Source organism: Providencia sp. PROV119 (genome assembly GCF_028482435.1).
Taxonomy (GTDB): domain Bacteria; phylum Pseudomonadota; class Gammaproteobacteria; order Enterobacterales; family Enterobacteriaceae; genus Providencia; species Providencia stuartii.
This window is the reverse complement of record NZ_JAMPQL010000036.1, coordinates 1-24,285: the sequence shown is the minus strand read 5'-3', so window position 1 is coordinate 24,285 and position 24,285 is coordinate 1. Positions and strand designations below refer to the sequence as shown.

The window sequence follows — 24,285 nt, the reverse complement described above, 5'->3', positions numbered from 1 at the left end:
AAATTAATGACCGATAGATATAACAGATTATAAAAGAGTTTATAACTTATTAATTTTTAGATTCTTTTTGGTTATTACTCTCTTTTACCATTCTATAAAATGATTCACCAGGTTTGATCATTCCAAGCTCAGTACGGGCACGCTCTTCAATAGCATCTTGACCATCGTTCAAGTCATTAATTTCAGCAAATAGCTGCTCATTACGCACTTTTAAGCGAGAATTGATAATTTCTTGCGCCGCAACATCGTCTTTGACTCGGACGTAATCGTGAATGCCATTTTTCCCTAACCATAGAGAATATTGTGTCCAAGCCAATACGGCGATTAATAGAAGCGTTAATTTGCCCATTTTGCCCCCTGAAATGATTAGCTAATCATCCCATAACTGAGCTCATGACGCTACTATGAAGAAAGTAATGTCATAAAAGTAAGTAAAAATTACCGGTTAAATGGCTAAATTTTACTCAAATTAATGTTAACAATATGTCCTTTGTTTAATTTCTCATCCAGAATCAAATCTTATCTCTATGCCTATCATCAAACTATTACCTAACTGAGTAAAATTCACCAACGAAAACACGAGCCTTCATGCAAAATATTTTGCACTTATGTAACGCCACTATAGAAGACCAAGACTAACCCAAGTGGGTCTTATGTTCAGGAAAGCTAAGGGGAAATGACAGATGAACGCGAAGAGATGTTACTGAAAATCGCATCTATCCAGCAACATCATCTCATGAAGAACAGTTTAAATCTTAATCACTTGTTGATGAGTTAACAGATGAATAATCCTTGTCACCGAGTCGTTGATAGGCTGTAAACCATCAAGCCGTAACTCGGGTTTTAGCGGCTCTTGGTAAGGAGAATCGATCCCCGTAAACTGTTTAATTTTTCCTGCTCTGGCCTGTTTATAAAGCCCTTTAGGATCGCGCTGTTCACACACTTCTACGGGGGTTGTTACGTAAAGCTCAAAAAATTGATTTTCTTCAAATAGGTCACGAACACGCGCTCTATCTGCCTGATAAGGCGATATAAAAGCCGTTGCGACGATTAGGCCTGCATCGACCATCAATTTAGCTACTTCACCAATCCGGCGGATATTTTCTTGTCTATCCGCCTCGCTAAACCCTAAATCACCACATAAACCATGACGTACATTATCACCATCAAGCAGATAGGTTTTTATTCCCATCGCGGCTAAAGCTTGCTCAGTCGCTCCCGCTAATGTCGATTTACCTGATCCTGATAACCCTGTAAACCACAATACCGCGCCTTTATGCCCATTAGCCACTTCTCTAGCTTGCCGAGTGACGGGATGATCGTGCCAAACAATATGATTATCCGTTAGCGCCATCATGTTTATTTTCCACCGAGTAAATCGCGCGCTCCCCAATGAGGGAAATGGCGTCGAATCAATTTATTGAGTTCAATTTCAAACTCGCTAAAGTTATCTTTTTGCTCAATAAACTGTCCGGTAACCTCACGTACTAAGCCGGCTCCCGCAGTAACATTCGTGAGCCTATCAATTAGGATCATGCCACCTGTATCAGCATTGTGTTGATAGTTATCTAATAATAGTGGCTCATCAAAAGAGAACTCCACCAGCCCAATACCATTAAGCGGCAGTTCAGTAGCGACCTTTTGTGTTAAGTTATTAACATCGACTTGATAGTGAATATTTTCAACTTTGGCGCGACTTCTTTTGCCCGCGATTTTGATATCCAACTGTTGCCCTTGAACAAGTGGCTGCTCCGACATCCAAACCACATCAATCAAGGCATGATGAGTGCTCTGCAACGTATCGTTTTCTGCAACAATTAAATCTCCACGGCTAATATCAATCTCATCTTCTAACACTAATGTGATTGCTTCCCCCGGAACAGCAAACTGCAAAGCACCATCGAATGTAATGATATCTTTAACTTTAGAGACTTGACCCGATGGTAATGCTTTAACAGATTGACCGATACTCACAATCCCTGAAGATAAGGTTCCACTATAGCCTCTAAAGTCCAAGTTTGGCCGATTCACATATTGGATCGGGAAGCGTAATGCCTGCTCTGAGGCTTTTTGCTGGACTTGAACATTTTCTAAAATGTGTAGTAGCGTTTCACCTTGATACCATGGAATATTTTGGCTTTTGTTAACAATATTATCGCCATCAAGAGCAGAAATCGGTACAAACCAAACATTCAGATCAACAGGTAATTCGGTAGCAAATTTTTGGTAGTCTTGCTTAATTTTTTCGAATACAGCTTCACTGTAATCCACTAAATCCATCTTATTAACTGCCACAATTAAGTGACGGATACCCAGCAGTGTACTAATAAAACTGTGACGTCGAGTTTGCTCTTGAACTCCTTTTCGAGCATCGATCAACAAAATAGACAGTGAGCAAGTTGAGGCGCCTGTCGCCATGTTACGCGTATATTGTTCATGGCCCGGCGTATCCGCAATAATAAATTTGCGCTTTTGGGTCGAAAAATAGCGGTAAGCGACATCAATCGTAATACCTTGTTCACGCTCCGCAGCAAGGCCATCCACCAGCAATGCTAAATCTAATTTTTCTCCTTGTGTGCCTATACGCTTACTGTCATTTTGCAACACAGAAAGTTGATCTTCATAAATTTGTCGAGTGTCATGTAATAAGCGACCAATCAGGGTACTTTTACCATCATCAACATTGCCACAGGTTAGAAAGCGTAATAGCCCTTTGTGTTGCTGTGCTAATAAGTAGCCTTCAACTCCACCTTGTTGCTTAATTTGTTCCGCAATAATTTCGTTGTATGCTAAATCTGCCATAACGTTTCCCCTTAAAAATACCCTTGACGCTTCTTTTGCTCCATTGATGCAGCTTGGTCACTATCGATTAACCGACCTTGACGTTCACTCGTCGTGGATATCAGCATCTCTTCGATAATTTCAGGTAAGGTCTCTGCCTGTGATTCAACAGCCCCCGTTAATGGCCAGCACCCTAGCGTCCGAAAACGCACTTTTCGCTTCGCAATCACTTCACCCGCTTTTAAATCTATACGGTCATCATCTACCATCAATAGTGTGCCATCCCGCTCTAATACAGGGCGCTCTTTTGCAAAATAGAGAGGCACAATATCGATATTTTCTAAGTAGATATATTGCCAAATATCCAGTTCTGTCCAGTTGGATAGTGGGAAGACGCGAATGCTCTCACCTTTATTAATTTGCCCATTATAGTTATGCCATAATTCAGGGCGCTGGTTTTTAGGATCCCAACGGTGTGAACGGTCTCTGAAAGAGTATATTCTCTCTTTTGCGCGTGATTTTTCTTCATCACGCCTTGCCCCCCCAAATGCTGCATCGAAACCATATTTATCCAGCGCTTGTTTTAAACCTTCCGTTTTCATAATGTCTGTATGCTTTGCGCTACCATGTATAAAGGGATTGATACCAAGCGCCTCCCCTTCTGGATTCCGGTAAACTAGGAGTTCGAAACCATAGTTTTTCGCCGTTTTATCACGAAATTCATACATTTCACGAAATTTCCACCCTGTATCCACATGTAATAATGGAAATGGCAATTTACCTGGATAAAAAGCCTTACGCGCTAAATGCAACATAACGGATGAATCTTTGCCTATTGAATAAAGCATCACTGGATTTGCAAATTCAGCAGCCACTTCACGTAAAATATGAATACTTTCAGCTTCCAACTGCTGCAAATGGGTCAATCGTTTTTCATTCATGATGGCCTCCTTCTATTAAGCCAATTCCAGCACGGCTGAACGCCATCTGTTTTCCACGACTTGATGACCAAACCAAGCTAACTGTTGATGTAATGCGACGACTTCACCAATCACTAATAAAGCAGGCGAAGGCGCTTTTTGCGCAAGTGCTTCTAATTCATGCAACTGACCACTAAGCACTTGCTGGTTACTGCGTGTACCACAACCGATGACTGCCACAGGGGTTTCTGGGGAGCGCCCAAAATAAATCAATTGTTTACTAATGCTATCCGCCTTTACCGTTCCCATATAAATGGCTAAGGTTTGATGACCTCTAGCCAAAGCTGGCCAATCTAATTCATTCCCATCATTCTTACAGTGCCCTGTGATAAACGTGACACTTTGAGAATGTTCACGGTGCGTCAAAGGGATCCCCGCATACGCTGTCGCACCAATCGCTGCTGTAATACCGGGAACCACTTGAAAAGGAATACCTGCGGCGGCAGCCACTTCAAGCTCCTCGCCACCTCGACCAAAAATAAAGGGGTCACCACCTTTTAAACGTACGACTTTTTTCCCCTGTTTCGCTAGTTTGACAATTAACGAATTGGTCTCTTCTTGGGGAACTGAATGACGATGAGCTCGCTTTCCAACACAAATTTTGTCTGCATCACGCCGTGCTAAATCAAGCACTTCCTCACTAACAAGGTTGTCGTATAAAACAACATCTGCATTTTGCAAAACTTGCAGACCTTTTAATGTTAATAGCCCTGCGTCTCCGGGGCCTGCGCCAACAAGGGTCAGCTCCCCGCTAGTATCTTGTTCATACAGTTGTTTCTCTAACTGCTGCTCTGCTTGTGAAAGTTGGCCTTTTTCAACCAATGAGGCAAAGTGACCATTAAAACTTTTTTCCCAAAAACGTTTGCGCTCACGCATGCTGGTAATAGACTCTTTCACCTTTTCGCGCCAGCGCCCTGCTATCTCAGCCATCTGGCCTAGTGAATGTGGTAGCATCCCTTCCAGTTTTTCGCGTAATAAACGAGCAAGTACGGGAGCCGTTCCCCCCGATGAAATAGCAACAACGACAGGGTCTCTATCGATGATTGAAGGCACAATGAAAGAGCATAGCGGCTTTTCATCAACCACATTTACAAAGGTGTGTTGAGACTCCGCATCATGAAAAACTTTCTCATTCAATGAGGGGTTATCAGTTGCAGCGATCACCAAATATGCCTTCTCAATATGTGCAGAGTGATACTCACCTTTAATCCACTCAAATGCATTTTGCTCATAAAGGCGCTGTAAGAGTGGGTTTAATGTCGGAGAAATGACGACAAGCGCGGCATTAGCTTTAAGCAATAGCTCTGCTTTGCGTGCTGCAACATCGCCGCCGCCAACTAGCACAGCTTTGCGGGATCGAAGATCCACAAATAACGGTAAATATTCCATCTTGCTCTTCCGGTGTTATATCACTTTTTTATGACAACCATTTAAATTGACTATATGGCGTGCAAGTTGGGTTATGAAATGCCCAAAATTCATTAGATGTAACGCAAAGGAATAAGTCAGCCTAATGAGTTATGAAGAAGAAATACTCATAATGGCATCAAAGCAAAACGCGATTTCACGACTAAGATAAGTATTGATCGCTTCTTTTCTACAGATGCCTTGAAAAAAATGAGTTAGACTAAGCACATAAATAGAAAATAAATATAAATGACTAAGCCTTTATAAGTATTTAGCTAATTAAGACAAAACATTATGATAAAAACGGATAAAAAGAAACTCACCATTAATGATATTGCAAAGCTATGTGGCGTAGGTAAATCAACAGTTTCAAGGGTGATTAATCAAGACCCAATGGTTAATGAAGAGACTCGGCAAAAAGTTAATCAAATAATTGAAAAATACCAATTTACTCCCTCAAAATCTGCCCGTGCAATGCGAGGCTATTCAAACCGCTCTTTCGGCATCATCATGACGCGTTTAGATTCTTACGCTGAAAACCAAGCAGTCAGTTCCATGCTACCTATTTTCTATCAAAATAATATCGACCCTATTATTTTAGAGAGTCAATTTAAACCGGAAAAAGTTGAGGAACATTTAAAAATGCTTGCTCGCCAAAAGGTTGATGGGATTGTTTTTTTTGCTTTTTCAGGCATTGATATCAATAAGCTCTCCAATTGGAAACAAAAAATGGTTGTTATTGCGCGACCATTAGAAGGTTTTGTCTCTATTTGTCACGATGATGAAAGTGCGGTTAAAAACCTTATGCACTATTTTCATAAACAAAAAAATTACCAACAAATAAGTTATATCGGGATCAATGTTCACGATGAAACAACGGGCCTACTTCGTTACCAATCTTATCTACACTATTGTCAGCAGCAAGGTTTAACCCCTCACGCACAATTAGGTGAACTTAATTACCAAAGTGGCTATATGCTTGCTAAAGAGATCTTAACCACATCACCACAAGCCATACTGTGCGCAACAGACTCATTAGCATTTGGTGTACAAAAATACTTATCCGAACAAAACATGAATCATATCGATGTGGCCTGTATTGGGCGAAATGATTTATTGGCCTTTTTATTTCCTCAAACCAAATTCTACCGTTTAGGCTTTAGAGAGAGTGGGAAAGAGGCTGCTAATATATTGATTAAAATGGCAAAAGAAGATGTTCCGCCACAAAAAATCATTATCTCCAGTGATAAATTAAATTAATAACTTAAGAAAATAATTATTATTACTTGTGATCATTGTCTAGTTATGGGAACGTTCCCGTTCAAATAATGCAAATAAGGATATATATTAAAAAAAACATAACTACGATGAGAAAATAAATATGCCTAGTGCCAAAGATTTAAAGGCCATTGAAGAGCTTATTGCACTGATTGGCGGTAAAAATAATATTATTAGTGTTTCTCACTGCTTAACAAGGCTGCGCTTTGTTCTTAATGACCCTAATATCGCAGAAATAGATAAAATAAAACAAATCCCTTTTGTTAAGGGGTGTTTTAATAATGCCGGACAGTTCCAAGTTATTATTGGTGTCGATGTTGACCACTATTATCAAATTCTTTCAAAGCATCTTGAGTTAGAAACAAAAAGTAAAGATGAAGTAAAGTCTGACGCCAAAAAAAATATGAGTTTTTGGCAAAGGCTTATCGCAAATTTGGCAGAAATATTCGTACCACTATTACCTATTTTAATTTGTGGTGGTTTACTTTTAGGTTTGCGTAACGTTATTGGTGAGATGCCTGTATCGGATAATAAACCTTTAACCTATTTTTATCCTTGGTTAAAGCCTATTTATGATTTCCTATGGTTACCTTGCGAAGCAATATTCCACTTTTTACCTGTTAGCATCTGCTGGTCTGCAACTAAAAAGATGGGGGGTACCCCAGCCCTAGGTTTAGTATTAGGGATCACTTTAGTTTCTCCTCAGCTAATGAATGCCTATAATTTAGGCTCACAAATCCCTGATGTTTGGAACTTTGGGCTGTTTACAATTGAGAAAGTCGGTTATCAGGCGCAAGTCATCCCTTCTATCTTAGCAGGTTTATTCCTCGGCTGGTTTGAAACCCGTTTACGCCGTTACATTCCCGATTATTTAAAATTGGTTATTGTTCCAATCGTCACATTGATTATCTCAGTCTTCGTCGCACACGTTATTTTAGGCCCTATTGGCAGAAGCATTGGCAATGGTATTGCCGAAGTCATCAAGCTATTAATGCTAGGTGACTTTGCGCCTATTGGCTCAGCTATCTTCGGTTTTTTCTACTCGCCAATGGTGATCACAGGGTTACATCACACAACCTTAGCGATCGACTTACAGATGACTCAAAGTTACGGCGGCACCCCTATTTGGCCTATTATCGCATTATCAAATATTGCCCAAGCTTCAGCGGTTGTCGGTATCATTATTGTTAGCCGTAAAGCAAATGAACATGAAATTACTATCCCAGCCGCTATTTCAGCCTATTTAGGTGTAACAGAGCCGGCTATGTATGGTGTTAACCTAAAATATGGCTTCCCTATGCTATGTGCGATGGTTGGTGCTTCACTCGCAGGACTGATTTGTGGTTTAAACCATGTTCTATCTAATGGTATTGGCGTGGGTGGTTTACCTGGCATTTTATCGATACAACCAACTTATTGGTTAGTTTACCTGTTCGCTATGGTCGTCGCCGTTGTCGTTCCCATTGCATTAACCGTTATCGCCTATCGCTATAAAGAAAGAAAAGGCACGCTACAAGCTAATTAATATATCATCAAATTTAAGGTTTATTATGAATTACTTATACATTGCTTTTACAGATATCAGCGTGTCTGTTGAGTACAATAATAATAAATATGATTACACCTTTGACACCGTAAATAGTACTTATCATGACTGGTTAAATATCGCTAAGAAAATAAATAGCGACTTTCAATTGATTGACGGTGGCGTTATACAATGGCCAGTCGATGACGATGGAAAAAAATCTTATGTGATAAAAACACAAGATAATAAAACTATTGATGTCGCAAATTTATTTACAGAATCTCTTAATAAGCCATTTATTATTGAAAATATCAGGGAAGTAAATCAACAGGACAGCTTAGAGAGGAAATTCATTCATCGGGAAAAAGAACTTACTTGGTCAATTGAGTATTCCGGTTTAACATCAGGGAAAGATGAGTATTGCCAAGAGTCACTATTAACGGTGGCAAATGGGTATATTGGCCTGCGCGGTACATTACCGGAGATGACAGCGAGTCATGATTATTACCCTGCAACTTATATTGCAGGCCTATATAATCAAGCAACCTCTCAAGTCAACGATCACCAAGTGGTCAACGAAGACTTTGTTAATGCACCGAATGGCCAGTTTATTTCGCTTAAAATCGGAGATGGCGACTACATTCATCCAAATAATGTAACCACACTTGCTCTAACCCGCCATTTAGATTTTAAAACCGGTGTCCTATCTTCTGACTGGCTTATTGAAACAACAGACGGGAAACAACTGAATATTCGCTGTTTCAAGTTTGCCAATATGGCAAATATGTCTCATTACTGCCTACATTACCAATTTATTCCGTTAAATTTTTCTGGCGAAATGACCCTTCTCACTCGCTTAGAAGGGAACACTTGTAATGCGGGAGTAGAACGATATCGTAGCCTAAATCAAAACCATTACAGTGTGTTAGAAGGTGGTGCAAAGCAACAAAATGCTTATCTGTTAGCTCAAACTCATCAATCAAAAATAGGGATTGGCTTAGCATCCTCTCTTTGTGGTGATTTCTTTTCACCACAAGACATTATTTGCCATTTTTCTGACTCAGTTGTTGAGCAAAGTATCACATTCAATGCTCAGAAAAATACCCCCTATACTGTTGAAAAAAGTGTCGCGCTAACCACATCTACGGCTTACCCCGATAATTGGCAAGATGTTACGAAATGGGAACTTCCCGCTTGGCAAACCCAGTTAGCAGAAACAAAACAAGCATGGCAAACTTTATGGGATGAAGCTGATATTGCAGTATCAGGGGATTTAATGACGCAAAAATTATTACGTCTACATACCTACCATTTACTTTCATCAGCGTCACCGTTTAGTAACGAAAAAAATAAACTTGATGTTTCCGTCACCGCACGAGGGTTACACGGAGAAGCTTATCGAGGGCATATTTTTTGGGATGAGATTTTCATTTTCCCATTTTATATCATGCACTTCCCTAATACCGCTCGCCAACTTTTACTCTATCGTTATCGCCGATTAGAAGCTGCCCGACTCGCAGCGAAGGCCGCCGGTTTCCAAGGCGCTATGTTCCCATGGCAGTCAGGTCACGATGGTACAGAGCAAACTCAAGTTCTGCATTTAAATCCATTATCTGGTCAGTGGGATCCTGACCACAGTTGTCGCCAACGCCATGTTTCATTAGCCATCGCTTACAACGTGTGGCTATATTGGCGTAATACCCTTGATAACCCATTTATGGAAGAGTATGGCTTAGAGCTGCTCAATGACATCACGTTATTTTGGCTTAGCCTATGTCAGTGGGATGAGCAAGACCAACGTTTTCATATCAGTGGCGTCATGGGCCCCGATGAATTTCATGAAAAATATGCCGATGCTCAAGAAGGCGGCCTAAAAGATAATGCCTATACCAATTTAATGGTGGCGTGGCTTTTTAATGAGATGACGACGCTGTATCGCGATAAACGTTTTACTGACAAATTATCTGAATTTGGTTTTTCTGCAAATACGCTCGACAAGCTCTGCCAAATTAAAACGCAGCTCGCTGTCACGCTAAATCAAGATGACGTTATTGAACAATTTGCAGGCTACTTTGCGTTAGATGATCTCGACTGGGAAAGCTATCGCCAGAAATATGGCAATATTTACCGAATGGATCGGATCCTACGTAAAGAAAATAAATCAGCAGATGATTTCAAAGTCGCTAAACAAGCCGACACACTCATGTTGTTTAATAACTTAGATAAAACAACTGTGAAATCTTTAATTGAATCTCTGGGCTACTCATTATCTGAAAGCTTTGCGGAGAAAAATCTACATTATTACCTTGAACGCACCTCTCATGGCTCAACCTTATCGCGCATTGTTCATGCTTATTTAGCCGAACAAATACAGCTCCATGACCTATCGTGGCAACTCTATCAGGATGCCTTGTACTCAGATTACAACGATATCCAAGGTGGAACGACGGCTGAAGGCATACATACCGGAGTGATGGCAGCGACTTTAAATACTACGATCATGGCTTACGCTGGTGTCGATATTCGACAAGATATTCTTAATATCGCGCCTTCGTTACCTAAACAGTGGCAAGGGCTGAGTTTTAAATTAAGACACCAATGTGTTTTGTTCCACATCAGGGTAACTCATAACAATATTACGGTGATGAGTGATAAAGCATGCACAATATCAATCAATAACCACCTCTATAGCCTTGTTCCTAATACACCTTTTTCCTTAAATTCTAATGAGGGTAACGCTAATGGTTAAAGGACTCATATTTGATCTTGATGGTGTTATTGTTGATACCGCCAGTTACCATTATTTAGCTTGGAAAAAGCTGGCTAGCGAAATCGGGATTGAAATTGATGAACAATTCAACCAATCCTTAAAAGGAATCAGCCGTGTAGAGTCATTAGATAAAATTTTACGCCATGGTAATAAGCAAAATTCATTTTCTATTGAAGAGAAAAATATGCTCTCTGAAAGGAAAAATGAATATTATCTAAAGTTACTTGATAACATTAGCCCAAAAGATATTTTACCCGGCGTATTAGATTTAATTAAGCAGGCTAACCAATACAATATACCTTGTGTTATTGCCTCTGCATCCCAAAATGCGCCAACTATATTGAAAAAATTGGCTATAGAGCACTATTTTCAATCTATTGTTGATCCTAAGTCATTAAAACAAGGTAAACCCGATCCTGAAATCTTTTTAAAAGCAGCGCAGCTCATTGATGTGCCTGCTCAGTATTGTGTTGGTTTTGAAGATTCAATGGCAGGAATACAAGCCCTTAAAAAAGCGAGGATTTATGCTATTGGTATTATCGCTGAAGGCCCACTGCCTGAAGCTGATCGTGAAGTGCACTCATTAACTGAAATAGACATACATACACTAATCAAATAATAAATTATCGGATGGAAACTCTGTTTTCCATCCAGATATAAACAAGGAATAAAGAATGAAAACTAAACTATTAGCTACTGCTGTTAGCTTAGGATTAGCTATGCCTGTTATAACCGAAGCTAATACAAGTTCTCTATCAATAGAGCAACGTTTAGCGCTTTTAGAGCAAAGAACACTTGCTGCTGAAAAAAGAGCAGAACTTGCTGAACAAAAAGCAGCTAATTTAGAAAAAGCATTACAAAATCGTCAAGTTATTAATCAGCCAATCAATAATACAACAGCTACGACAAATCACACTGAAGCCCCACATTTAATCGAAACCAATAGCCAATATGGCAAGCTTAAACTTTACGGTGATGTCGAATTTAATACTGATGTTGCCAGTAAAAAAGGGCAACTGACCTCAGTAAATACTCAGGCAGGAAAAGATAAAGATTTTGGTGATTATGATAAATGGGGAATTAATGGCCGTATTCTAATTGGACTTGATGGTGAGCGTTCTTTAAAGAATAACAACTATGCAGGCTTTTCCGTTCAACCACTCGCTAATATTAATGGACAAATTGGTTTAGATGATGCCAAATTCTACTTTGGTAAAAAAGAGAGTTGGCAAATAAAATTAGGCCGCTATGAAGCCTACGATATGTTCCCATTAAATCAAGATACCTTTATTGAGTATTCAGGTAATACCGCGAATGATACCTATAGTGATGGCTTTGGCTATATCTATATGATGAAAGAAGGCCGAGGAAGAAGCAATAGTGGCGGCAGCATGATGTTTAATACTAAATACGATAATTGGTATTTTGAAACAAATCTATTAATCGAAGATGGCACCAGTATCTTTACCGATGGCGAATACCATGGGCGAAAACAAATCAATAAGAAAAATGTTATCTATGTTCGACCTGTGATCGCTTGGAATAAAGACAACTTTAAAGTAGCCGCCGCCATTGAAAGTAATGTTATTAAAAATGCTTATGGTTATGAAGATAAAAATACAGGTGAGTTTAAAAACCAATCTAAGCGTAATGGATATGGTTTAACTCTAGGTTGGAATAGCTTAAAAGATGATCCAACAAATGGTATCGACGTAAACTGGAGTACGGCTTATTTAGATGCTAGCAATGAAACAGATTTTACTACTGGTGCCAATATTTTATGGCGCCGCTTGCAGCTGGGTTATATTTATGCTCATAATGATATCAAGTCCTACGCATTAAATTATGATAGTGACATCGATAATGAAGTTATTTTTGGTCCAGGAAAATATGATATTCACACTTTATATACTTCATATGAGTTACCAAACATACTTGATATGGATAATTTTAAAATTTATATCGGCGCTTACTACTCTGTAATTGATGGAAAAGATATCGAAGTGAAAAATAGCGATAAAGATCGTTATGGCTCCAGAGTCAGATTTAAATACTTATTCTAAAAATTGAATTAAACATTGAGTGGCTGATTTATCAGGTCAGCCACTCAAGCTATTTGCAGTAACTTACCCTTCATGAAGCCCACATTCGCGTTTAAGACCGAAAAAGCGGGTCTCTTCTTCACTCATACCAGGCTCCCATTTACGAGTGGTATGTGTATCACCAACAGATAAATACCCTTGCTCCCAAAGAGGGTGATAAGGCAAATCATATTTGGTCAGATATTCATGTACTTGGCGATTATTCCAATCAACCACTGGTAATATTTTAAATACCCCTTTACCGATACTCAGTACGGGCAGCGTGGCACGACTCTTCGATTGCTCTCTACGCAGCCCCGAGAACCAACTTTGCGCTTTTAACTCCCGCAAAGCTCGATTCATCGGTTCAACCTTATTAATTTGATTGTATAGATCTATCCCCTCAGTTCCTTGTTCCCATAATTTGCCATAAATAGCTTCCTGCCACGCTGGAGATAATGGGGAGCGATAAACTTGCAAATTCAAATGGAGTTCATCTTTTAACTCTTCAATGAAGATGTAAGTCTCAGGAAAAAGATACCCAGTATCCGTTAAAATAACAGGAATATCGGGCATCACTTGTGTCACCATATGTAGCATGAGCGCCGCTTGTATGCCAAAACTGGATGACAATACAAATTTAGCGGGCAAATTATCTAATGCCCACTCGATTCGCTCAATAGCACTCAATTTTTCCAATTGCACATTCAATGCTGATAAATATTCAGCTTGTTGCACTTTATCTAATTTAAGTACTTCGGCAAGTTTGAGTTGACTCATACCGCCTCCTTCACTTCATAAAAATCGATAGCTGAATTCAGTACTGGTTTCACTACATTAGCGCGAATTAAGTAGTCGCCAAAACCTTCCTGATCTTCCCGCTCTTTTGCCCAACGACCAATCAAATTGTCTAAGATAGTTAAAATTTCCGCCGAACTAATATTCTCTCGATACATGCGCGGAATTCGAGTACCGATACGATTACCACCTAAATGTAAGTTATATCGGTCAATTGCTTTACCTACCAATCCAACTTCCGCCAGCATGGCTCGACCACAGCCATTTGGGCATCCTGTCACACGTAATACAATATGCTCGTTACCGATGCCGTGTGACGACATGATTTTTTCTACTTCACTGACAAATTCAGGTAAGAAGCGCTCTGCTTCCGCCATTGCTAATGGGCAGGTAGGGAAAGAAACACAAGCCATTGAGTTCTCACGCTGCAATGTCACCTCATCACTGATCAAGCCATGTTCACGTGCAATCGCTTCAATGCGCTCTTTTTCCGATTCAGGCACTCCCGCAACTATCAGGTTTTGATTCGCCGTTAAGCGAAAGTCTCCCTGATGAATTTTAGCTATTTCTGCAACACCTGTTTTTAGTGGTTTATTAGGCAAATCGATTAAACGACCATTTTCAATAAATAACGTGAGATGCCAACGATCGTCTATCCCTTTTAACCAACCAATTTGATCACCACGTTGAGTAAACGCATAATGCCGAACTGGCTCGAAGGTCACCCCAGAGCGTCTTTCAACTTCTTGTTTAAATGTTTCAACACCAACACGTTCCAGCGTGTATTTTGTTTTAGCATTTTTACGTTCTGTCCGATTCCCCCAATCACGTTGAGTTGTCACGATAGCTTCTGCAATCGCCAGCGTATCTTTCAAATAAATAAACCCAAACTCACTGGCTAATCGAGGGTAAGTCGCCGTGTCACCGTGAGTCATCGCAAGACCACCGCCCACTAACACGTTAAAGCCAATTAACTCCCCATCTTGAGCAATCGCTACAAAGTTCATGTCATTGGCGTGTAAATCGACATCATTTAATGGCGGTATCACTACCGATGTTTTGAATTTACGAGGCAAATAGGTTTTCCCTAATATTGGCTCTTCATCCGTTGTTGCCACCTTTTCTTTATCAAGCCAAATTTCTGCATAAGCATTTGTACGTGGCAGTAAATGCTCCGATATTTTTTTCGCCCATTCATAAGCTTGTTGATGTAGCTCAGATTGAACGGGGTTAGAGGTACAAAGCACATTACGGTTCACATCGTTTGCCGTCGCTAATGCGTCAAGCCCCACATGATGTAACATTTGGTGTGCAGGCTTCACATCACCCTTTAAAATACCGTGGAACTGGAAGGTTTGTCGGTTAGTGATACGCACGCTGCCATACAGCGTATGTTCTGATGCGAATCTATCGATATCTAACCACTGTTTAGGCGTAATGATGCCTCCGGGCAACCGGCAACGAAGCATCATCGCATGGCGGGGTTCTAATTTTTGTTCAGCGCGCTCCGCTCGGATATCACGATCATCTTGTTGATACATCCCATGGAAACGAATTAGTAGGAAATTATCCCCTTCAAATCCGCCACTTAATCCATTTTTGAGATCTTCTTTGATAGTTCCACGTAGATAATTACTCTCGTTTTTCATCCGTTCACTATCAGCCAGTTTGCCTTCTACGACCAAAGGCCCGTATTTTTTATCACTCATTAGTAGACATCCCTCTGATAACGGCGCTCCACGCGCAGCTCACTTAAAAATTCATCTGCCGATTCGCTATCCATGTTTCCGTATTGACTGATAATCTCCAGCAACGCCTGCTCCACATCCCGAGCCATGTGATTCGCATCACCGCAGACATAGATATGTGCCCCTTCTTCAATCCAGTGCCAAACTTCCTCACCTTGTTCACGCAACTTATCTTGCACATACACTTTTTGTGCTTGTTCTCGGGACCAGGCCAATGAAATATTGGTCAACAAACCTTCTTTGACATAGCGTTGCCATTCCACTTGGTAGAGAAAATCTTCAACAAAATGTGGATTACCAAAAAACAACCAGTTCTTACCGGTCGCTTCCTCATTATCGCGTTGCTGCATAAATGCACGGAACGGTGCGATGCCAGTACCGGGGCCTATCATGATGACAGGTTTTGTACTGTCGGCTGGAAGACGGAAATTATCATTGTGTTCAATAAAAATACGCAGTTCATCACCTTCTTTTAGGCGATCAGCCAAAAAGCCAGAAGCACCACCTGTACGAGCACGACCATCAATGTCATAACGTACAACGCCGACAGTAATATGCACCTCATCTTCTGTTTCCGCCTGTGAAGATGCGATTGAATACAACCGTGGGGTCAATGGTCGAAGAAGCTCAACAAACTCTTGAGCGGTAGGCTGAGCGGCAGCTTGTCTCACCATATCAACAATGGGAGTATTTTGTGCATAGTGCAAAAGTGCCTGCTTATCACTTATTAACCCCAATAAAGTCTCGTCTTTTGACAAGTTGGCATATTTTTCAACAATAAGAGGGCTGTTTTGTGTCAACTCTAAATGGTGAGTCAGTGCATCGCGTAGTGTGTATGATTGTTCAGCCACTTGAACCTTTTCATCACCGGTTAACCATAATAAACCGATAAGCTCCTCAACAAGAGCAGGATCATTATCAAACCACACCCCAAGCGCATCACCAGGCTGATAGCGTAACCCTGAATCCCCCAAATCAATCTCAATATGGCGAACATCTTTTAGTGATCCGCGCCCTGTGATCTTCTGATTGACCGATAAAGATGCGGTAAGTGGCGACGTCTTAGTGTAAGGTGATGAATGAATTTCATCTACGCTCCCTACCTGAGCCGCAACAAGTTGATGAGTACTTTGCGTTGGCACTCGCGCTTTAAGTAATTGGCTCAGTTCCTCAATCCATGCATCTGCAATTGCTTGATACTCTACATCGGCATCGATACGTGCAAGTAATGGCTTGGCGCCTAATTGAGCCAGCTGCGTATCAAAATCTTTACCAGCTTGACAGAATTTCTCATAGGAAGAGTCGCCTAATGCGAAAACAGCGTATGCCGTTTCATTCAGGCTTGGAGCCTTTTTGGAGTGCAAGTATTTATATAATGCAACCGCCTCCTCAGCAGGCTCGCCTTCTCCTTGTGTTGATGCAACTATCACCAATATTTTTTCTTGCGCTATCTGCTTAAATTTATAATCTCCTGCATTCACTAAATTCACATTGAGCTTTTCGCTGAGCAACTTTTCTCTAAGTTGTTCAGATAAACGGCGCGCGTTGCCAGTTTGTGAAGCAGAAATGATTGTAATCGTTTCGTCCTGTGGCACGGGTGCACTCACAGGTGTACTAGTCACTGTATTTTGGTTTACCATTCCCCACAAATATCCAGACAACCAAGCTAATTGGTGAGATGAAAAATCATCCACGGCTGTCTGTAAGCGTGCAAGTTGCTCCATAGATATTGGCAATGCCGAAATTGGAGACTGTTTTTTTGTCATTATCTTATAACCCCAGAGTTGCTCATCATAAATTACTACCCCGATAGTTTGTCAGGTTATAACACCCTTTCGTAACGGGATAAGAAACGATCGCCATAACTAATAGCTAAAAAGCCTAATGAAAATAGTTAGTGAATCATACTCATAAAAATGGTTAGTGATAATTCGACAAAATAAGATGCTCGGAGTACAAATTACAGTAGAATACGCTGCATTTCGATTTATAAGGAGTTAGTTATGAGAACAAGCATCTATAAAGATTTTCATTTTGAAGCGGCACACAAACTTCCCTATGTACCTGAAGGTCATAAATGCGGTCGCCTCCATGGCCATTCTTTCATGGTAAGATTAGAGCTGACAGGCGAAGTCGAGGAAAAAAGTGGATGGCTTATCGATTTTAGTGATGTCAAAAAAGCATTTAAGCCAATTTTAGATCAACTCGACCATTATTACTTAAATGATATTGAAGGCCTCGAAAATCCAACCAGCGAGGTGCTGGCAAGCTGGATTTGGCATAAAACCAACCCCCTCTTACCATTACTCAGTGCCGTGACAGTGAAAGAAACCTGTAATGCTGGCTGTATTTACCGCGGCGAATAGACACTTTCTGGTATGCCGTGTTCAACGCGGCACATCAGGCGATATTAAGATATTTATGGGTTTGAATAGAAAGACGCCAATTTCGCGCAATACACGTATCGATACATAACTTGGTTGCTAAGCTTTTTTGGCTAATAGGCTGTAATGCAACAACTGGCGCATGTTTTTCGGTTCGTTTTGCCAACAATTTATCCAACTCTTCAATGTCTTTTTCACGCGCAACAGGGTGCTTGATTTCATTTGCTCGGTTAATTGATTCCGTAAGCACCTGTAATCCCCCTTTCATCCCCACTTTTGGTGATACCGTTACCCATGTTTTATCTGAGCATTGAATAGGATAAGTGCCACTCGTTTCAATTTGGCACTGATAGCCTTGATTTTCTAACTCACACGTTAAAGGAAGCAGATCGTAAATACACGGCTCTCCCCCTGTGATAACAATATGTTTAGCTGTATACCCTTGTTTTTTCATGAGGTTGATTAATTCATGACTATCCGCCAGCGCCCATGTATCTGTATCAACGGTTTTTAGTGCAATATCACCAAGTGTTGTTGCTTTGCTCTCTTCTTTCTCCCAAGTATGTTTGGTGTCGCACCAACTGCAACCCACTGGGCAGCCTTGCAAGCGAATAAAAACAGCAGGAACACCGGTGAACACACCTTCACCTTGTAATGTTTGAAAAATTTCATTGATTGGGTAATTCATCGCACTCTCTGGCATTGTCATCTTAATACGTATTATATCGCAGATATCTATCCGCGGTTAACCCACTTTATGGTAATGTAAACAGCTTGGATTTGATAAAGCACATCTGATTAAAAAAACCGAAACGATATTCGGTAATTAAAGACAGGACAAAAAATGCAAAGTAGTAAAAAAAATCAACTCAGAAAGGGACTGAGTGTCAGGCACATTCGCTTTATGGCCTTAGGGTCAGCGATTGGTACAGGCCTCTTTTATGGCTCCGCTTCAGCCATACAAGCAGCCGGCCCCGCAGTACTCATCGCCTATATGATAGGGGGCGCTGCCGTTTTTATGGTTATGCGTGCTTTAGGTGAAATGGCGGTTCATAACCCAGTTCCAGGGTCATTTTCTCACTATGCCAGCCACTATATGGGGCCATTAGCAGGCTTTCTAACCGGATGGAACTATGTTTTCGAAATGCTGGTTGTCTGCCTTGCAGATATCACCGCCTTCGGGATGTATATGGGCTTTTGGTTCCCTCATGTTGATCAATGGGTATGGGTACTCAGCATCGTTTTATTTATCGGTGCGCTGAATTTATGTCACGTTAAAATATTTGGTGAGCTTGAATTCTGGTTATCGATAGTCAAAGTGACCGCAATTATTGCCATGATTATCGGTGGTGCCTTCTTAATGTTCTACGGTTTTGGTAAAGAGACAGACCACGCTGTCGGCTTGCAAAACCTATGGGAACATGGTGGTTTTATGCCGCATGGCATTACTGGCGTTATTGCCTCTCTCGCCATTGTTATGTTTGCATTTGGTGGGATTGAAGTGATTGGTATCACCGCAAGCGAAGCTCAAAACCCAGAGAAAACCATCCCTAAAGCAATTAATGCCGTGCCTATTAGGATCTTGCTATTCTATGGTTTAACACTCTTTATCTTAATGTGTATCTATCCATGGAACCAAATTGGGCAAAACGGTAGCCCATTCGTGCAAATTTTTTCTAGTCTGAATATTTCTTCTGCCGCAAACATTCTAAACATCGTTGTTATCACCGCCGCCATTTCGGCCATTAACAGTGATATTTTTGGTGCTGGTCGAATGATGTACGGCATGGCTCAAGATAAACAAGCACCTAGCGCTTTCACTAAGTTGACACGCAATGGTGTGCCATGGGTAACCGTCTTGGTGATGTCAGCCGTTATGCTGCTTGGCGTATACTTAAATTACCTTTTACCTGAGCGAATTTTCGTGATTATTGCTTCAATTGCAACGTTTGCCACTGTTTGGGTATGGTTAATGATCTTGCTTTCGCAGGTTGCTATGCGCCGTAAAATGAGCCAAGAAGAGATTAAACAGCTCAAGTTCCCTGTACCATTTTGGCCGGTCGGCCCTATGGTGACGATTGCCTTTATGGTATTTGTTATCGCATTACTTGGGTTCTTTGAAAACACACGAGTGGCTTTAATCGTCGGTTGTGTTTGGGTTGTGATACTTACTGTTGCCTACTTTATAATGCGCAATTACCAAAAAAATAATTAAAATAATCCTATCTGCAAAACACAACATAACGCCCCATCATTGATGGGGCGTTTTATCATTAACTTTCTAATTCAAGAGCCTGCTCAAGGTCGGCAATCAAATCATTTACATCCTCTAGTCCAATCGATAATCTCAGTAATCCATCACTTATCCCATAATATTGTCGTTCTTCTGGTGTATAAGTTGAATGTGTCATACTTGCAGGGTGTTGTGCTAAGGATTCACAATCCCCCAAGCTCACTGCTCGTGAAAATAGCGTTAAACGATTTAAAAAGCGTTTACCTGATTCCATACCGCCTTTAATTTCACAGGCAATCATGCCGCCAGGTAATTTCATTTGTTTTTTGGCTAGCTCATATTGTTTAAAGCTCGGCAAGCCTGGATAAATGACAAATGCAATTTTAGGATGAGAAGAGAGATATTGTGCTATCTGTTGAGCGCTCTTCACAATACGCTCCATACGAACAGAGAGCGTTTTCATTCCTCGCATAATCAAACTCGCATCATGAGGTGATAAACACGCTCCCGTCATATCTTTTAACCCAACTAGCCGGATCTGCTTCGCTATTTCCTTTGTTGTTATGGCTGCGCCTGCAATAACATCACCATGACCACTCATATACTTGGTTAATGAATGGATCACAATATCAACGCCTAAAGTGATTGGCTTTTGTAGATAAGGAGTACAATAGGTGTTATCAACAACGACAATAATATTATGCTCCTTTGCAATATTCGTTACCGCTTGTATATCCACCAAGCGCATATCAGGATTAGCTGGGGATTCAAAAAAAATCATTTTCGTCTTTTTGCTGATCGCTTGAGCTACATTTTTAGGGTCACTCATATCAATGTGGCGTACCTGAATACCGAATCGCTCGAGTCCATTATGAAAAAAGGAATAAGTACACCCATAAACCGTCATATCAACTAATAGCTCATCACCTGGGTTCATTAGAGACCAAAAAGTCGATGTAATGGCTCCCATTCCTGACGAAAATACAATCGCTGCTTCACCTTCTTCTAAATCAGCGAGCCTTTTTTCTAACAAATCTAGCGTAGGATTATTAATTCTTGTGTAAATATACCCTTCTTTCTCACCACTGAAACAGGCGGCTCCCTCTTCCGCACTGCTAAATGAATAAGTTGAGGTTTGATATATAGGCGGAACCAACGCCCCTTTATTTTCACGCTGATCATAAAAACTGTGTATTATTCGAGTATCAAAAGCATTCCTCTGATTTAAGCTCATACCACTCTCCTAAAAAATTACTTCTCATTGGATTGAGGTATCCTAGAACCCATAATCTGCAACGTTCTTAATAGGATACTAATCCCCCGTAAAGTATTTGGATCTTTTAACAAGCTATAAACTGAACGAAAATTATGCGTTTTATCATCATATATCGCCTCCATCTTAGCCATGTTATATGCCGTTCCTAGCTCCCAAACTGGCGTTAACGTGTCTTCGAATGAATTGGATAATTTTTCAACCGTACCTAAATCAAGAATATCAACAAGGTCAGAAACTAAAGAAAGTAGATCAACGATATTATCTAAGCGTTTTAAATGCAGCAGTGGTGATATTTTCTCGGCGAAATGATCTACAGACTCTGAATTAAGTAGCTCAATAAGTTTGGAGTGCGTATTTTCATTTGACATGATAATTACCCTCTTACACTAAACCACGGATAGCAGCCCAATAAAGACCTCTATTGAAACTATTTCTGAGTAGTCCTCCCACCTTAGTTGCAGGTATTGGGATAACATCATGTTTATAGTCATACTGTAATGGCATACCTGCATTTAATCCCATTTGAGCAACGGCTTGTACACGCCCATCATAAATAGCCGCAGGATAACCATAAGTTAATTCACCAAAAATATTATCAGCAATAATCCCAGCTTGGTTATGACAGCTCCCTCCTGCTTTACTGATAGGCAAATCAACGGTATCACCGATTACATACACTCCATCTGTGCCGTAGACTTGCATGGTCTCATGATCTGTTGGGAGCCAGCCTTCACCATTATTGTGCTCACTTAAGCCTGTATTAATCACAGCTTCAACAGCTGTAATTGGCGGAGTGCTAATTAAAATATCAAAAGGCTGCTCATCACCTTCTTGTGAATAAGCGACTTTCTTGTCTGGATCTACTTTACTTAATGTAAAACCTCGTTGGGCTTTAATATTTTTTATATTAAAAATCTCAGGGATAGCTTCACAAACAGGTTGTTGAAGGAAAAGGCAATTACGTAATAATTGAGAGACTGTCGGGTAGGTGTATACAATTTCAATATTGTCTCTTACGCGACGTTTACGTAAAAATTCATCTAACATCAATGTCGTTTCCATTGGTGCGATACCACATTGATGAGGAACATTTGGCGTTTCAGGAAATGATACGGTGATAAAGATCCTACCTTTTTCAATTTTTGATAATTGATCTGCTAACTTTCTTGCTGGCTCATAAGAATAGAAGTGGTTACCTATTTCTTTTAACCCTTCTATTCTATCTGGCCTAGGAACACATCCTGTCGCGATAACTAAGTAATCATAATTTAAAGTCTTACCGCTATTTGACTTTAGTTCTTTATTTTTAAAGTCAAAGGACTCAATTTTATCAATCACTAAATTAATTTCGGGCCGTAATAACGATCGCTCATGGCGACTTAACTCCTCTTTAAAGAATAAGTTAAATGCAACATACATAAAAGCTGGTTTATAATAATGAGTAGGGTTATCAGTCACTAATGTTATTTTTATTTTTTTAGAAAAAATATCCTTATTAAGTTTCCTTGCAAGGATATTCGCTAACATTGTACCACCTGTACCACCACCGACTATGACGATATGCTTCATACTTTAACCCACCTATTATTTAAGTTGTGTTAAATCGTTATCATATAGATATATAAATATAGTTTAATTTAATTAATTCGCCATACATTTAATTAATAATTAATATTCATCCACCAAATAAAACTAATTACATTCAGTGAATTATCATTAAATAAAAATAAGCAAGATTATAGTTATCTTTATTTTTAATTACCGAATGAAAATAATAACATTCATTTTAAGACTAACTTATTTATACAGTCTAATAATAAATATTTGTTTTTAGCCAAATAAACATTATCAGCAACTGACATATCGATAATGTTTATCGTAAGAGCAGAATAACTATAAATGGCTTTTTAAGTATGAAATTACTAATAGGTAGGTACTCAAATAATTTTTATACTAAGTCAAACTGAGTAATAATTGGGTTATGATCTGAAGCATCTGTGTTTGTGACATAACAATCTTTCACTTTTAAGCCTCTATAAAAGAGATAATCCAAAGGCCGTCCAAACGCTTTAGTGCGCTGATCAGTATCATAGTTAACCTCTTTAAGCCCCACGCTTCTAACAAAGCGTTTTAAGGCGTTAACCCTTTGGCGGCTCCACGCATTAAAATCTCCAGCCAAAAGTACAGGGCCAACGTGTTTCGATATATGCTCACCTAATTTACTTAATTGCCTTGTATAAACATCAACACCAAAACTAAAGTTTATGGCATGCACATTTGCAACCATCAAATGCTCCCCATTAGGCAAGGGATAAACTGTTATCAATGCCGATTTTGCTAAACGCAATAACGGCTCTTTTTCGCGTAGCGGGCAACAGTAGATAGGATGAGCAGTTGCTAATGTCATTACGCCAGCAGGATGCTGAGAAAAAGGCAACGCGGGCACTTGATCTGCTATCAGTTTGTGGGAGGCTGCGAATGAAATAAGCTCAGGCGACATTTGAGCTTCTTGAAGTAGAATCAGTTTTTTATCTTTAACTAACTCATTAAGGACCTTTTTCCAGTTAGGCCGCTGTTGTTTATAAATATTCCATGTCACAACATCTAAGGTTTCTCCCGCCGCAAATAGGGGAAGCCCCACGGGTAATGATTCTCCTAACATATGTACAGGCATTGGCTGAATACGTTTAGCGGGTTGACCTGCAATATATCTGACAGAATAGGTTCTTTTCGCCACGTTTCTGATCCCTACAAAATTAGAAGTTAAAAGCATTTTAGCAATTTTATAAACCATATGGCTTGTAGTATATCAAACCTACCCTGTTATATCTTATGTAGTTAAGGCTAAACTCCACTGATAATTATCTGTTCATTAACCATTTCTGAATTATTCATAGCATTTTGCAAGCATCAAACACATGGTTTGCGCTAAGCAGGTTCATAATCTATTGAAGAAATGTAGTATGCAGGAAGAGGTTAAAGCACAGATAAAAAAAGCCCCGTGAGTTATCTCACGGGGCTTGA

Annotated in this window: 20 protein-coding genes; 7 read left to right on the top strand and 13 right to left on the bottom strand. The window is 40.0% G+C overall.

The features are described 5' to 3' along the window. Positions 1-49: 49 nt before the first annotated feature. The 5 genes from ftsB to cysG all read right to left on the bottom strand — a co-directional run bounded on the left by ftsB (position 50) and on the right by cysG (position 5,150). Entirely contained in the window at positions 50-349 is a 300-nt protein-coding gene (ftsB, locus tag PSF11_RS20290) for a cell division protein FtsB (protein WP_004922916.1), read from the bottom strand. 399 nt (positions 350-748) lie between these two features. Continuing rightward, complete coding sequence (gene cysC, locus PSF11_RS20285) at positions 749-1,354, bottom strand: adenylyl-sulfate kinase (protein WP_014656632.1); 606 nt, start codon at positions 1,352-1,354, stop codon at positions 749-751. Positions 1,355-1,359: 5 nt separating this feature from the next. Then, positions 1,360-2,802, bottom strand: coding sequence for a sulfate adenylyltransferase subunit CysN (cysN, locus tag PSF11_RS20280; RefSeq protein ID WP_040132390.1), 1,443 nt, complete (start codon positions 2,800-2,802; stop codon positions 1,360-1,362). 11 nt (positions 2,803-2,813) lie between these two features. After that, entirely contained in the window at positions 2,814-3,722 is a 909-nt protein-coding gene (cysD, locus tag PSF11_RS20275) for a sulfate adenylyltransferase subunit CysD (RefSeq protein ID WP_004922922.1), read from the bottom strand. A 15-nt stretch (positions 3,723-3,737) separates the two neighbouring features. Continuing rightward, the gene (gene cysG, locus PSF11_RS20270) at positions 3,738-5,150 is read right to left on the bottom strand and encodes a siroheme synthase CysG (RefSeq protein ID WP_004922925.1); all 1,413 of its coding nucleotides are present in this window, start codon (positions 5,148-5,150) and stop codon (positions 3,738-3,740) included. 312 nt (positions 5,151-5,462) lie between these two features. Between cysG and treR the strand changes: the two genes are divergently transcribed. From treR to PSF11_RS20245, 5 genes are all read left to right on the top strand, one after another. After that, positions 5,463-6,428 carry a trehalose operon repressor TreR gene (gene treR / locus PSF11_RS20265; RefSeq protein ID WP_004922927.1) on the top strand — a complete coding sequence of 322 codons (966 nt, stop codon included), beginning with the start codon at positions 5,463-5,465 and terminating at the stop codon, positions 6,426-6,428. Positions 6,429-6,549: 121 nt separating this feature from the next. Beyond that, positions 6,550-7,971, top strand: coding sequence for a PTS trehalose transporter subunit IIBC (treB, locus tag PSF11_RS20260; protein WP_004922928.1), 1,422 nt, complete (start codon positions 6,550-6,552; stop codon positions 7,969-7,971). Positions 7,972-7,996: 25 nt separating this feature from the next. After that, positions 7,997-10,720: a glycoside hydrolase family 65 protein gene (locus PSF11_RS20255; protein WP_072502484.1), complete on the top strand. Its 2,724-nt coding sequence runs from the start codon at positions 7,997-7,999 to the stop codon at positions 10,718-10,720. Then, the gene (pgmB, locus tag PSF11_RS20250; protein ID WP_014656636.1) at positions 10,713-11,360 is read left to right on the top strand and encodes a beta-phosphoglucomutase; all 648 of its coding nucleotides are present in this window, start codon (positions 10,713-10,715) and stop codon (positions 11,358-11,360) included. The genes PSF11_RS20255 and pgmB overlap by 8 nt, the downstream gene beginning before the upstream one ends. A gap of 55 nt (positions 11,361-11,415) precedes the next feature. Further along, positions 11,416-12,804, top strand: coding sequence for a carbohydrate porin (locus PSF11_RS20245; RefSeq protein ID WP_072502485.1), 1,389 nt, complete (start codon positions 11,416-11,418; stop codon positions 12,802-12,804). Positions 12,805-12,867: 63 nt separating this feature from the next. On the opposite strand, the gene PSF11_RS20240 is transcribed toward PSF11_RS20245, so the two are convergent. From PSF11_RS20240 to cysJ, 3 genes are read right to left on the bottom strand one after another with little or no spacing between them, the layout of a single operon-like run. Then, entirely contained in the window at positions 12,868-13,602 is a 735-nt protein-coding gene (locus PSF11_RS20240; protein WP_014656638.1) for a phosphoadenylyl-sulfate reductase, read from the bottom strand. Further along, entirely contained in the window at positions 13,599-15,329 is a 1,731-nt protein-coding gene (gene cysI, locus PSF11_RS20235) for an assimilatory sulfite reductase (NADPH) hemoprotein subunit (RefSeq protein WP_040132394.1), read from the bottom strand. The genes PSF11_RS20240 and cysI overlap by 4 nt, the downstream gene beginning before the upstream one ends. Further along, positions 15,329-17,134, bottom strand: a complete 1,806-nt coding sequence (gene cysJ, locus PSF11_RS20230; protein ID WP_072502486.1) for an NADPH-dependent assimilatory sulfite reductase flavoprotein subunit — start codon at positions 17,132-17,134, stop codon at positions 15,329-15,331. The genes cysI and cysJ overlap by 1 nt, the downstream gene beginning before the upstream one ends. Before the next feature lie 237 nt (positions 17,135-17,371). Here cysJ and queD point away from each other — a divergent pair, with 237 nt between their 5' ends. After that, the gene (gene queD / locus PSF11_RS20225; RefSeq protein ID WP_272682880.1) at positions 17,372-17,734 is read left to right on the top strand and encodes a 6-carboxytetrahydropterin synthase QueD; all 363 of its coding nucleotides are present in this window, start codon (positions 17,372-17,374) and stop codon (positions 17,732-17,734) included. Positions 17,735-17,768: 34 nt separating this feature from the next. Here queD and queE read toward each other — a convergent pair whose 3' ends face one another. Then, positions 17,769-18,440 carry a 7-carboxy-7-deazaguanine synthase QueE gene (queE, locus tag PSF11_RS20220; RefSeq protein WP_014656642.1) on the bottom strand — a complete coding sequence of 224 codons (672 nt, stop codon included), beginning with the start codon at positions 18,438-18,440 and terminating at the stop codon, positions 17,769-17,771. Positions 18,441-18,596: 156 nt separating this feature from the next. On the opposite strand from queE, the gene PSF11_RS20215 reads away from it, so the two are divergent. Then, entirely contained in the window at positions 18,597-19,967 is a 1,371-nt protein-coding gene (locus PSF11_RS20215) for an amino acid permease (protein WP_072502487.1), read from the top strand. A 58-nt stretch (positions 19,968-20,025) separates the two neighbouring features. On the opposite strand, the gene PSF11_RS20210 is transcribed toward PSF11_RS20215, so the two are convergent. From PSF11_RS20210 to PSF11_RS20195, 4 genes are all read right to left on the bottom strand, one after another. After that, positions 20,026-21,219, bottom strand: a complete 1,194-nt coding sequence (locus PSF11_RS20210) for a methionine gamma-lyase (RefSeq protein ID WP_004922949.1) — start codon at positions 21,217-21,219, stop codon at positions 20,026-20,028. A gap of 17 nt (positions 21,220-21,236) precedes the next feature. After that, positions 21,237-21,629 (bottom strand): hypothetical protein, encoded by a 393-nt coding sequence (locus PSF11_RS20205; RefSeq protein ID WP_014656645.1) that lies wholly within the window; start codon positions 21,627-21,629, stop codon positions 21,237-21,239. Positions 21,630-21,642: 13 nt separating this feature from the next. Further along, positions 21,643-22,830, bottom strand: coding sequence for an NAD(P)/FAD-dependent oxidoreductase (locus PSF11_RS20200; protein WP_004916265.1), 1,188 nt, complete (start codon positions 22,828-22,830; stop codon positions 21,643-21,645). Between the two features lie 379 nt (positions 22,831-23,209). Further along, positions 23,210-23,998 carry an endonuclease/exonuclease/phosphatase family protein gene (locus PSF11_RS20195; RefSeq protein ID WP_171831120.1) on the bottom strand — a complete coding sequence of 263 codons (789 nt, stop codon included), beginning with the start codon at positions 23,996-23,998 and terminating at the stop codon, positions 23,210-23,212. Positions 23,999-24,285 lie beyond the last annotated feature (287 nt).